The 12,677-nt window shown below is 66.6% G+C and carries 11 protein-coding genes; all 11 read left to right on the forward strand.

Features of this window, described 5'->3' with window-relative positions; translation table 11 throughout:
- Position 1 precedes the first annotated feature (1 nt).
- From K3F49_RS11585 to K3F49_RS11635, 11 genes are read left to right on the forward strand one after another with little or no spacing between them, the layout of a single operon-like run.
- Positions 2–1,090, forward strand: a complete 1,089-nt coding sequence (locus K3F49_RS11585) for a branched-chain amino acid ABC transporter permease (protein WP_234681045.1) — start codon at positions 2–4, stop codon at positions 1,088–1,090.
- Positions 1,083–1,865, forward strand: a complete 783-nt coding sequence (locus tag K3F49_RS11590; protein WP_234681046.1) for an ABC transporter ATP-binding protein — start codon at positions 1,083–1,085, stop codon at positions 1,863–1,865. Before K3F49_RS11585 ends, K3F49_RS11590 begins: the two co-directional genes overlap by 8 nt.
- On the forward strand, positions 1,858–4,074 hold the full coding sequence (locus tag K3F49_RS11595; protein ID WP_234681047.1) for an ABC transporter permease: 2,217 nt from the start codon (positions 1,858–1,860) through the stop codon (positions 4,072–4,074). Before K3F49_RS11590 ends, K3F49_RS11595 begins: the two co-directional genes overlap by 8 nt.
- Before the next feature lie 3 nt (positions 4,075–4,077).
- Complete coding sequence (locus tag K3F49_RS11600; protein ID WP_234681048.1) at positions 4,078–4,911, forward strand: phosphoenolpyruvate hydrolase family protein; 834 nt, start codon at positions 4,078–4,080, stop codon at positions 4,909–4,911.
- Positions 4,912–4,937: 26 nt separating this feature from the next.
- Entirely contained in the window at positions 4,938–7,844 is a 2,907-nt protein-coding gene (locus tag K3F49_RS11605; RefSeq protein WP_234681049.1) for a flotillin family protein, read from the forward strand.
- Positions 7,845–7,854: 10 nt separating this feature from the next.
- A complete protein-coding gene (locus K3F49_RS11610) occupies positions 7,855–8,292 on the forward strand; it encodes an SRPBCC family protein (RefSeq protein WP_015686997.1) in 438 nt (145 codons plus the stop codon).
- Between the two features lie 5 nt (positions 8,293–8,297).
- Positions 8,298–8,741 (forward strand): SRPBCC family protein, encoded by a 444-nt coding sequence (locus K3F49_RS11615; protein ID WP_234681050.1) that lies wholly within the window; start codon positions 8,298–8,300, stop codon positions 8,739–8,741.
- Positions 8,742–9,560, forward strand: coding sequence for an FAD binding domain-containing protein (locus K3F49_RS11620; protein WP_234681051.1), 819 nt, complete (start codon positions 8,742–8,744; stop codon positions 9,558–9,560).
- Positions 9,561–9,566: 6 nt separating this feature from the next.
- The gene (locus K3F49_RS11625; protein WP_234681052.1) at positions 9,567–10,043 is read left to right on the forward strand and encodes a (2Fe-2S)-binding protein; all 477 of its coding nucleotides are present in this window, start codon (positions 9,567–9,569) and stop codon (positions 10,041–10,043) included.
- A 12-nt stretch (positions 10,044–10,055) separates the two neighbouring features.
- Complete coding sequence (locus K3F49_RS11630; RefSeq protein WP_234681053.1) at positions 10,056–11,642, forward strand: xanthine dehydrogenase family protein molybdopterin-binding subunit; 1,587 nt, start codon at positions 10,056–10,058, stop codon at positions 11,640–11,642.
- Complete coding sequence (locus K3F49_RS11635; RefSeq protein WP_234681054.1) at positions 11,643–12,665, forward strand: xanthine dehydrogenase family protein molybdopterin-binding subunit; 1,023 nt, start codon at positions 11,643–11,645, stop codon at positions 12,663–12,665.
- Positions 12,666–12,677: the final 12 nt, after the last annotated feature.

A 12,677-nucleotide genomic window follows, 5' to 3' on the forward strand; every position in this document is an offset into this window, starting at 1 on the left:
CATGTCGGTCACCCACGACGCCCGCGTCCAGATTCACAAGCCCGCCGCCACGGCACAGCGCCCGGCCGTACGCGGCTGGCCCGACATCAACAATCCCGCAGCCTGGATCGTGGCCGTCATCCTCCTGATCATGCCGCTGATCGCCAACGGCTTCTTCCTGATCGAGATTTTTGCGACGACGCTGATCCTCGGCACCATCGCACTCAGCCTGATGTTCCTGGCCGGCTACGGCGGCATGGTCAGCCTGATGCAGCTCACCATCGCGGGCTTTGCCGCCTACATGGTCGCGGTGTTCGGCGTCAGCGGCAACGCCAATATCAGCCTAGGCTGGCCGTGGTGGCTGGCGGTGCCGATGGCGCTGACGCTTGCGACCATCTTCGGCACCCTCGGCGGCGCGCTCGCGGTGCGGACCGAGGGCATCTACACCATCATGATCACGCTCGCGATCGGTGCCGCCTTCTACTACTTCACCAACCAGAATTGGGCGATCTTCAACGGCCACACCGGCATCAACAATGTTTCGACGCCGCACTTCTGGGGCGTCGACTGGCGCTGGGATATTCCCTTCTACTATGTCGTGCTCGCAGTCGCTGCGATCTGCTACTTCGCCGTCGACTACATCTCACGCGCGCCGTTCGGCCTGGCGCTGCAGGGCGTACGCGACAATCCGCGCCGCATGGCCGCACTCGGCTTCAACGTCAACGCGCACCGCGTCGCGGCCTATGCGGTGGCGTCCTTCATCGCAGGCCTCGCAGGCGTGCTGCAGGTCTGGAACTACCGCCAGATCTCGCCGGGCTCGGTCAGCGTCGGCGCCTGCATCGACGTCCTCATCATCGCCGTCGTCGGCGGCATTACCCGCCCGATCGGTCCCTATATCGGCGCACTCGTCTTCGTCCTCCTGCGCACGTTTGCGCTCGACTTCCTGGTCAAGATCGGACTCGACGGCAACCGGTTCCGGCTGCTGATCGGGCTCGGCTTCCTCGCCATCGTGTTCTGGTCGTCGGACGGTGTGATCGGCCTGTGGCAACGCTGGCGCCAGAGCCAACGTCCGAGGTCAGATCACCCGGGCGGAGGGCGCGGCCATGGATAGCGTCGCTCAGCGCCTCTCCGCTGTCGGTGCCGGTGCAGCCCTCGAGCTGCGCGGCGTCACGCGGCTGTTCGGCGCGCTGGCGGCGCTGACCGACGTCACCATCACCGTGCGCCCCGGCGAGCGGCGCGCGGTGCTCGGCTCCAACGGCGCCGGCAAGACCACGCTGTTCAACTGCATCACCGGCGACTTCCCGCCGACATCAGGCACGATCCGCTTCTTCGGCGAGGACGTCACGCACTTCCCGCCCTATGAGCGCATCCGCCGTGGGCTGCGGCGGACCTATCAGATCTCCGCGCTGTTCCCCGGCCTCACCGTCCAGGACAATGTCTACCTCGCCTGCCGCGGCGTCTCGCGCGGCCGCTTCTCGTTCCTGCGTCCCGGCCAGAACGATGCGCTGATGCACGCGGCCGACGGTCTCGTGCAAGCCGTGCACCTCGCCGCTGTGAAGGATCAACGCGTCGCGGAGCTCGCACACGGCCAGCAGCGCCAGCTCGAAATCGCGCTGGCGCTGGCGGGCGCCCCTCGGTTCGTGTTGTTCGACGAGCCGGCCGCCGGTCTGTCACCGACCGAGCGGGCCGAGCTGGTCGAGATCCTGACCTCGCTCCCGGCGCATATCGGCTACATCATTATCGAGCACGACATGGACGTGGCGCTGCGCGTCGTCGAGAGCGTGACGATGATGCACAACGGCCGCATCTTCAAGGAAGGCGTGCCGGAGGAGATCCAGTCCGACCCCGAGGTGCAAGAGCTTTATCTCGGAGCCGGCCATGAGTGATGTCCGCCGCTCCGCCGCAGCGCTCGAGGTCCGAGCCCTCGACGTCTATTACGGCCATTCGCACGCGCTGCAGGGCGTCGATCTCTCACTCGACGCCGGCGTGTTCTCGGTCGTGGGCCGCAACGGCATGGGCAAGACCACGCTGTGCAAGGCGATCATGGGCCTGGTACCGGTCAGTGGCGGCTCGATCCGCGTCCGCGGCGAGGACATCACGCGGCGCCCACCCGCGCATATCGCGCGGCTCGGCGTCGGCTATGTGCCGCAGGGCCGGCGACTCTGGCGCTCTCTCAGCGTCGACGAACATCTGCGGCTTGCCGGCGGGATGCGGTCAGGCACCTGGACCGTCGAGCGCATCTACGACACCTTTCCGCGGCTCGCCGAACGCAAGGACCATGGCGGCGGCCAGCTCTCCGGCGGCGAGCAGCAGATGCTCGCAATCTCGCGCGCGCTGCTGACAAATCCGCAGCTGCTGATCATGGACGAGCCGACCGAGGGGCTTGCGCCCGTCATCGTCGCCCAGGTCGAGGAAATGCTGCTGCAGCTCGGCGAGGACGGCGACATGTCCGTGCTCGTGATCGAGCAGAACATCGGCGTCGCCACCGCGATCTCGCGCAATGTCGCGATCATGGTCAACGGCCGCATCAACCGCATCATCGACTCTGGGCGACTGTCCGCCGACCGCGAACTGCAGCAGCGTCTGCTCGGCGTCGGACTGCACGCCGAGCTCGAACCCGAAATCGATGCGCCGACTGCCGGCGGCGACGCAAAGCCGGTCCCTCAGCCTGCACGCACCAGCGGCCCGATCCGCGTCTATATCTCCAACCCCGCCCCCCCAACGCGCTGGTCACAACCGGTCCCGATCGGACGCATCGAGGCCGCCGCGCGCACGCAATCGACGCAGGTCGCCCGCCTCGACGAAACCGCAAGGCGCAAGCGCGAGCCGGTGACGGCGCAGACCTCCGGGCCGCCGGTCGTGCTGGTCGTCGGCACGCTCGACACCAAGGGGACGGAACTCCGCTTCATCCGCGACATCATCATGGAAGGCGGCCTGCGCACGCGGCTGGTCGACGTCTCCACCAGCGGCAAGCACGCAACCTGCGACGTCTCTGCGCAGGAGATCGCGCTGAACCATGGTCGCGGCGGCTCGGCCGTGTTCGGCCCGGACCGCGGTGCTGCAGTCACCGCGATGGCCGAGGCGTTCGCCAATTGGATCAAGCGGCAGGGCAATATTGCCGGCGTGATTTCCGCTGGCGGTTCGGGCGCGGCATCACTGGTCGCGCCGGGAATGCGCACCCTCCCCGTCGGCGTGCCGAAGCTGATCATCTCATCGGTCGCTTCGGGCGACGTCGCGCCCTATGTGGGTCCCGCCGACATCACCATGATGTATTCGGTCACCGACGTGCAGGGCCTCAATTCGATCTCGCGCGCGGTGCTGTCGAACGGTGCCAACGCGCTCGCCGGCATGGTCAAGGGGCGGCTCGACCAGCGCGAGGCCAAAGAGCGAGCGGCGAGCGCCGGGCTGCCGTCGGTCGGCATAACCATGTTCGGCGTCACCACGCCGGCGGTACAGAAGATCGCGGCCGATCTGCGTGACGACTTCGAATGCCTCGTCTTCCACGCCACCGGCGTCGGTGGCCGCTCGATGGAGAAGCTGGTCGACTCCGACCAGATCGCCGGCGTGATCGATCTCACCACCACCGAGATCTGCGACCTCCTGATGGGCGGGGTCTTTCCGGCGACTGAGGATCGCTTTGGCGCGATCATTCGGGCTCGCCTGCCCTATATCGGCTCGGTCGGCGCGCTCGACATGGTCAATTTCGGCGCGCCCGACACCATCCCCGAGCGCTATCGCGGCCGCAAATTCCACGTCCACAATCCGCAAGTGACGCTGATGCGGACGACAGTGGAAGAGAACGAGCGCATGGGCCGCTGGATCGGCGAGCGGCTCAACCAGATGGATGGGCCGGTGCGCTTCTTCCTGCCCGAGGGGGGCGTCTCCGCGCTCGATGCCCGCGGCCAGCCGTTCTGGGATAGCGAGGCCGACGCCGCCCTGTTCCGCACGTTGGAGCGCACGGTGCGTGCGACAGGCAACCGCCAACTGATCCGCGTCAAGCAAAACATCAACGATCCCGAGTTCGCCTCGACCATCACAGCTGCGTTCCGGACGCTGTTCGGACGCGCCGGGGCGCGCCGGAGACTAGCGAGGTGACCGATGGCCCGGTTTGAACGCGCTACCTTGTTGAAGCGGTTTCGCGAGATGGCGAAACGCGGCGAGCCGATCGTCGGCGGCGGCGCCGGCACCGGCCTGTCGGCCAAATGCGAGGAAGCCGGCGGCGTCGATCTCATCGTGATCTACAATTCCGGCCGCTACCGCATGGCCGGCCGTGGCTCTCTTGCCGGGCTGATGCCCTATGGCGACGCCAACGCCATCGTGCTGGAGATGGCCGGCGAAGTATTGCCGGTGGTCAGCAAGACGCCGGTGCTCGCCGGCGTCAACGGCACCGATCCGTTCCGCGACATGGATGTATTCCTCGACCAGCTCAAAGCCCTCGGCTTCGCCGGCGTGCAGAACTTCCCGACCGTCGGCCTGATCGACGGCGTGTTCCGCGCCAATCTCGAAGAGACCGGCATGTCGTACGCGCTGGAGATCGACATGATCGCCAAGGCGCGCGAGAAGGATTTGCTGACGACGCCCTACGTCTTCAGCGAGAAAGAAGCCGCGGCGATGGCGATCGCCGGCGCCGATATCATCGTCTGCCATCTCGGGCTCACCACCGGCGGCACGATCGGCGCGCAGACCGCGCCCAAGCTCAAGGACTGCCCGGCGCGTATCGACACCTGGGCTTCGGCGGCGCTCAGCGTCAATCCGGACATCTTGGTGCTCGCCCATGGTGGCCCGATTGCGGATCCGGCGGATGCCGATTTCATCATGAAGAACACCCGCTACTGCCACGGCTTCTACGGCGCCTCCTCGATGGAGCGGCTGCCCGTGGAGCGGGCGCTGACGGAACAGGTACGCAAATTCAAGGCGATCGGCGCGCGATAACGCCTGTAAGATCGAGGGAGGCAAACATGTCAGGGATCCTGGTCGGCGAGCTCATTCTCTGGCTGATCGTCGCTGTTATCGTGATCGTGGTTGGCGTCTACATCGTCAACTGGCTCTATCACCGTTCCTCCAAGGAGGTGTCGTTCGTCCGGACCGGTTTCCTCGGCGAACGCGTGGTGATCAACGGCGGCGCCTTCGTGCTGCCGTTCATTCACGATTACACGCCGGTCAACATGAACGTGCTGCCGATGGGTATCGTGCGCTCTCGGCAGGACGCGGTGATCACCCGTGACCGGATGCGCGTCGATATCGAGGCCGACTTCTACGTCCGAGTTCAGGCCACCCGCGAAGCCGTCTCGATCGCCGCCGCGACGCTCGGCCGCCGCACCATGGAACCGGAACAGCTCCACGCGTTGCTTGCCGGCAAGTTCATTTCCGCGATCCGCTCGGTCGCATCCGAAATGACCCTCGAAGAGATGCACGAACGGCGCGGCGACTATGTCGTGCGCGTCAAGACCAATGCGGCCGAGGCTCTCGCCCAGAACGGTCTTGAGCTCGAGTCCGTCGCCATCACCGATCTCGACCAAACCGACCTCGAATTCTTCAACCCCTCGAACCGCTTCGACGCCGAAGGCTTGACCCGGCTGATGGAGGACATCGAGGCCCGACGCAAGCTGCGCAACGACATCGAGCAGGACTCGATGATCAAGATCCGAACCCGCAATCTGGAAGCCGAGCGTCAGGCGCTTGAGATCGAGCGCGAGAGCGAGACCGCGCGGCTGGAGCAGGAACGCGATATCGAGATGCGCCGCGCGCTTCAACGCACCGAAGTCGCCCGCGAGCGCGCGCTGCGCGAGACCGAGGCGGAGCAGGCCCAGATTTCGGCGCGTGAAGCCATTGAGCGCTCCCGGATCGCCAATGAGCAGGCCATCGCCGAGGCTCGCATCGCCTCCGAGCGCGAGACCCGCCAGAAGGAGATCGAGCGCACCCGTACCATCGAAGAGAAGGAATTGCTGGCCCGCGAGGATATCGAGAAGACCCGGATCGCCAACCAGCGCTCGATCGACACGACGCGGATTGCATCGGAACGCGAGGTCCGCCAGCGCGAGATCGAGCGGATGCGCACCGTCGAGGAAGCCGAGATCGCCGCGCGCGAAGCGATCGAGAAGGCTCGGATCCAGCAGGACCGTGTCATCACCGACGCCCGCATCGCCAATGAAGAGGAGACGCGGCGCCGCGAGATCGAGCGCACCCGCGCCGTCGACGAGGCCGAGATCGCGGCCCGCGAAGCCACCGAGAAGGCGCGCATCGCCCAAACGCTGATCGTCAATGTTGAGCGCATCTCGTCTGACGAGCGCACCCGCGCGCTGGAGATCCAGCAGGTCCGCACCATCCAGGAGGCCGAGATCGAGGCGCAGCGCGCCGTCGAGGCGGCCCGCATCGCCCGCGAGCGGACGCTCGCCGCCGAGCGCATCGCCGCCGAGCAGAACACAAGACAGTTGGAGATCGAGCGCAACCAGACGCTCGAAGTTGCCGGCATTGCCGCACGCGAGACCACTGAAGCCTCGCGCATCGCCCAGGAAGAGCGCGTCCGCTCGCTGGAAATCGCCCGCAACCGCGCCGTCGAGGAAGCCGACATCGCTTCCCGCGAAGCGATCGAGGCAGCCCGCATCGCCCAGGAAAAGACCGTCGCCGCCGAGCGAATTCAGGCCGAGCGCGACACCCGTTCGCTGGAAATCGAGCGCACCGGGGTTCTGGAAGCCGCCGAGCTGAAGCGGCGCGACGCCATCGAGCGCCAGCGCATTACCGTCGATCTCGCGCTGGAGGCTGAGCGCATCAACTCGTCCAAGAAGCGCGAGGTGCTCAATATCGAGCAGAAGAAGGCGATCGAGATCGCCGACGAGGACCGCGTCATCGCCCTCTCCGCCAAAAAGTCCGAGCGGATCGATGCCGACCGCCAGGTCCGGCAGGCCGAGATCGTTGCCCGCAAGGAGGTCGAGACCACCGACGTCTCGCGCGAGCAGGCCCTCGAAGCCGCCCGCCTCGAGCGCCGGCGCGCGATCGAGCAGCTCGAGGTCGCCCGGGTCCAGTCGCTGCAGGAGGCCGAGATTGCTTCGCGCGAGGAGGTCGAGCGCGCCCGCATTGCCTCCGACCGCGGTCTCGACGAGGCCCGCGTCGGCCGCGAGCGCGAGCTGCGCAAGCTCGAGGTCAATCGTGAGAAAGAGGTCGAGACCGTCCTGATGGAGAAGGCAATCGCGATCCACCAGAAGTCGCTGGAAGAGTCCGCCGCCAAGGCGATGGCGGAGGAAGCGCGGATGCGGGCCACTGAGGCGACCGAGCGCGTCATCACCGCGCGCGAGAGCGAGATCGCCAAACGCCGCAGAACGGTCGAAGTCATGATCGCCGAGAAACAGGCCGAGGAGACGCGGATTGCCGCCGAGGCTGAGCGCGTCCGTGCCGCGGTCGAAGCCGAGGCGCAGCGGATGCTCAACGAGGCCGAGAACGTGCTCACCGATCAGGCGCGCTACTCGCTGTTCCGCCGCAAGCTGCTCGACCGCATCGAGGGCATCGTGCGGGAGAGCGTCAAACCAATGGAGAAGATCGAAGGCATCCGCATCCTCCAGGTGGATGGCCTCAACGGCAATGGCGGCGGTGGCAATGGCGGCCGCAGCGCTACCGACGAGGTGATCGATTCGGCGCTGCGCTACCGTGTGCAGGCGCCGCTGATCGACTCGCTTCTCGCGGACATCGGTGTCGAGGGCGGCAGCCTCGCAAAAATGCCGGGCCTGATCCGCGAAGCCCGCGACATGCAGGGCATCAAGGAGTCCGCACGCAAGAGTGGCGGTAGCGGCGACAAGCCGGCGGCGTCTCCGCCTGCGGCTGAGGGCGGTGGCGAGCCGCCGGCCGAGCGCGGTCCGCGGAAGAAGAGCTGAGGTCAAAGCCATGCCCCGCGTCTACGTCTCAACCGTCGTCAACGCGCGCAACGACCGCGTCTGGGCGCGGGTGCGCGATTTCAACGGACTGCCGAACTGGCACCCTGCGATCGCCGAAAGCCGCATCGAGGGCGGCGAACCTTCGGACAAGATCGGATGTGTGCGCGATTTTCGCCTACGCAATGGCGACCGCATCCGCGAAAAACTGTTGGGGCTCTCCGACTACGACATGTTCTGCACCTATTCGATCCTGGAATCCCCGATGGGCGTCGAGAACTACGTCGCGACCTTGCGGCTGACACCCGTCACCGACGGCGACCAGACTTTTGTGGAATGGACCGCCGAGTTCGACTGCGCGCCCGAGCGGGAGACCGAACTCGTCGGCAATATCGGCGGCGGCGTATTCCAGGGCGGTTTTGACGCGCTGAAGCGCGTGTTCGGAGGCTGAGAGCCGTGCCGCATATCGTCAAGAGCACCGTCCTGGACGCGCCGACCGATGCGGCGTGGTCGGTGCTGCGCGATTTCAACGGGCACGACCGCTGGCATCCGGCGGTCGCGACGTCCTCGATCGAGCGCGCGCACGCCTCCGACAAGATCGGCTGCGTCAGGCGGTTCAAGCTGAAGGACGGCGCCGAGCTGCGCGAGCAATTGCTGGCGCTGTCCGACCTCGAGCAGAGCTTCAGCTATTGCCTGCTCGATACGCCGATCCCGATGTTCAACTACGTCGCTCATGTCCGCCTGCTGCCGGTCACCGACGGCGATCGCACGTTCTGGCATTGGGAGTCGCGCTTCACGACCAGGCCCGAGGACAGGGACCGCATCACGCACATGGTCGCCGAAGATATTTATCAAGCCGGGTTCGAGGCGATCCGGCGGCATCTGAGGGAGACCGCCTAGATGGCCGTGACAGTGAAGACTTTCGCCAGTGCCAGCGAGGCGGCGGGCGCGCTGTCCTCGGATCGCAGCGCGCGTTATCTCGGCGGCGGCACCCTGGTGATGCGGGCACTCAACGAAGGCGATGTGTCGATCTCGACCGTCGTTCGCGCTCAGGACCAAGCGCTGACCCGGATCGATGCCTCCGGCCCGCGCATCACGGTGGGCGCCGGCGTCACCTTCGCGCGCGTCCTTGCCGAACGCGATCTCGGCTTCCTCCACGTCCCCGCCCGCTCGATCGGCGGCCCCGCCGTGCGCAACATGGGGACTGTCGGCGGCAATCTCTTCGCCCCGAACCCTTATGGCGATTTCACCGTCGCGCTGCTGGCGCTCGATGCCACCGTTGCCGTCGCGGGCGGCTTCGGCTCGCGCGACATCCCGATCGAGGAGTTCTTGCAGGCGCGCGAGCGACAGGCCGGAACATTGGTCTTGTCGGTCTCCTGCACCCGGCCGGCCAGCAGCGAGGCGTTCCGCTATCGCAAGATCGCACGGATCAAGCCGAAGGGCGGTTCGGTCATCACGCTGGCCGCGCTTCTGCCGATCAGCGGCGGCCGGATCGCAGGCGCGCGGATCGCACTGGGCTCGATGGCACCGACCCAAATCCGTGCCCGCGCCGCCGAACGGGCGCTGGAGGGCCGCTCGCTGGATGCCGCGACTATTGCGGCAGCGGCATCCGCCGCCACTGAAGGTACATCGCCATCCGACAACGCGCTCGGCAGCGCCTGGTATCGCCGCGAAATCGTCGGCGTGCATCTGCGCCGTCTGCTGTCCGGTCAGGAATAGAGCCTCATGTCCAAGATACCCCTGCAGTTTCGTCACAATGGCCGCGACGTCGCGATCTTCGTCGACGGCGGCACCAATCTCCTGGTCGCGCTGCGCGAGCTGATCGGCGACATGACGCCGAAATTCGGCTGCGGCCAGGGCGGCTGCGGCACCTGCAGCGTGCTGATCGACGGCGAGCTGCACCTCTCCTGCCTGACGCTGGCGGAAACTGTCGCTGGCCGCAGCATCGAGACGCTCGACGGCATGAAGCAGGGCCCGAACCTGCATCCGCTGCAGCGCGCCTTCGCCGACCAATTTGCCGCCCAATGCGGCTATTGCACGCCGGGCATGCTGATGGCCGCGAAAGCCCTGCTCGACCGCAATCCCTCGCCCAGCCGCGACGAGGTCATTGAAGCCATCTCCGGCAACATCTGCCGCTGCACCGGCTACGAGCCGATCATCAATGCCATCCTCGCCGCCGCCGGCGGCCGGGTCAGCGCCTAAGGGAACGCGACCATGCTGGAACTGCGCAAGGACATCTTCGCTGACGAGCGCGACGACAATCTGAAGGAGATCGGCAAGGGTACCCAGCGCCAGGACATGCTCGGCCATGTCACGGGCACGTCCAGTTATTTCAACGACCACAAACTGCAGGGCATGCTGCACCTGAAGGTGGTCCGCTCGACGCAGGCCCACGCAAGGATTCGCCGGATCGACACCACTGAGGCGGAGCGCTCGGCCGGCGTACGCCGCATCATCGGCGGCGCCGACGTGCCGGTCAATCTGAACACGCTTCTGAGCCTGATCAATTTCGGCAAGGACGACGAGCCGTCGCTCGCGGTCGACAAGGTCCGCTACAAGGGCGAGCCGATCGTCGCCATCGTGGCCGACAGCGAGCGCGAGGCCTTCGAGGCAATCGCCAAGGTCAAAGTCGACTACGAACCGCTCACAGCCGTGTTCGACGTCGAGGACGCGCTGAAACCCGGTGCCCCCGTCGTCAACGAGACCTATCCAAAAAACACGTTCACCTATCACGAGACCTACGATCACCAGAGACTGCGCTTCGGCGATGCCGACGCGGCGCTTGCGACCGCCGACCACGTGCTGGAGCAGCGCTACCAGATGTCGCCGATCGAGCACGCCCCGACCGAGACCAACGGTGCCATCGCGGCGCCGGATACCAACGGCCGTTATGTGGTCTACACCTCGACGCAGGCGTTGTTCTTCTCTGTCGATACCTGCGCCAAGATCCTGGACGTGCCGTCCAACACCTTCCACTTCATCGGCGGCACGGTCGGCGGCGGCTTTGGTGGCAAGGTGGACACCCTGACCGAGCCGCTCGCCATCCTCGGCGCGATGCTGACCGGGCGACCCGTACGCTACGTATTCGGCCGCGAGGAGGAGATGCAATACGGCCCGCCGCGCGGCGCCGAGCGCATCTACATCAAGGACGGCGTGATGCGTGACGGCCGCGTCGTCGCGCGAAAGATCCGATGCTACTTCGACAGCGGCGCCTATACCCGGCTGTCCAGCTACGCCGCCGTGAAATGCGCGGCGCATTTGCCCGGCCCCTACACCATCCCCAACGTCTATGGCGACGTCTATTGCGTCTTCACCAACCGCACGCCGGCAACCGCCATGCGCGGTTTCGGCGTCACCGCGATGGACTTTGCGATCGAGTGCCAAATGGACAAGCTGGCGCACCTCGTCAACATGGATCCGATGGAATTCCGGATCCTCAACGCCTATCGCGACGGCGACATGAAGGCGCACCGGCGCGAAGCGAAAAACACAGCTCTGATCGAATGCGTCCAGGTCGCAGCCGAGAAAGCCAAGTGGCCGCTTCGTGAGGAGTTCAAGCGGGCCTCCTCGCGCAAGGACGGCGGCGGCAGTCGCGCCGTGATCCCACCAACACCGACGGATTCTTCGCGCGCGAGGTCCACCGCGCCGGTCCAGCAACGCACCAGCTACGACCGGCCGCCGCCGACCGCCACCCGCGAACCGCCACGCGAGCCACCGCCACCACCGGCTCCGCCACGGCCGACTGCGCCGTCGCATGGCGCGACCCGCTTCTCCTCCGTCTTTGGCACCAGGAGGCGCTAGATGACCCGGCATCGCGGACGCGGCATGGCGTCGATCAACTATCCCATCGGCATGAATCTCGGCGGCGACCCCAGCCAGGCGCTGGTGCATTCCAACCCGAGCGGCAAGTTCACCGTGGCGCTGTCGTCCATCGACCTCGGTCAGGGCATGAAGTCGGTGACTCGGCAGATCTGCGCGGAGACGCTCGGCGTGCCGGTCGAGGACGTCTATGTCGACACAGCAGATTCCGACACGGGCCCGCACTGCATGGGTTCGTTCGCCTCGCGCGGCACGCATCGCGTCGGCAACGCGGTGATGGCGGCGGCCCGCGAGGCGCGCGGCGTCATGATGGAAGCCGCGGCCGAGGAACTCGAAGTCAACGCCGCCGATCTCGATACCGACGGGCGCGGCAATATCCACGTCAAGGGCGCGCCGCACCGCTCGATTTCGACCAAGGACGTCGCGATCGCCGCGCAGTTCAAGCAGGGCAAGACCATCTCGGGCCGCGGCATCTTCCTGGTGCCGCTCTCCGAGGTCAATCCGGAGACCGGCGAGATGTCGCCCGCGACCTGCTACGCCCATGCCTGCCTCGTCGCCGAGGTCGATGTCGACGACGAGACCGGCGAGGTCGCGATGGTCCGGATGGACTCGGCCTATGAGCTCGGCCGCGCGCTCAATCCGCGCCTGGTCGAGCAGCAACTCGTCGGGGGCGCCTGGATGGGCGTCAGCCATGCGCTCTACGAAACGCCGGAGCCTTATTACCCCGAGCCCGTGCACGGCCCGCGCGATTTCGTTGAATATCTGATGCCCGGCCCCGGCGACATCTGCCCGCATGACATCGCGGTGCTGGAGCGCCCTGCGCCCGACGGTCCGTTCGGCGCCAAGGGTCCCGGCGAGATGTGCGCCAACCCGGTTCTGCCGGCAGTCGCCAACGCAATCTTCAACGCGGTCGGCGTGCGCATCGACGATCTGCCGATTACGCCTGAAAAAGTGCTGCGCGCGATCAAGGCCCAGGGCGGCGCGCGGCCGCAGGCGCGGCGCTAGGGGTTTTGGTTC

The organism is Bradyrhizobium monzae (assembly GCF_021458635.1).
In the GTDB taxonomy this organism is placed as follows: domain Bacteria; phylum Pseudomonadota; class Alphaproteobacteria; order Rhizobiales; family Xanthobacteraceae; genus Bradyrhizobium.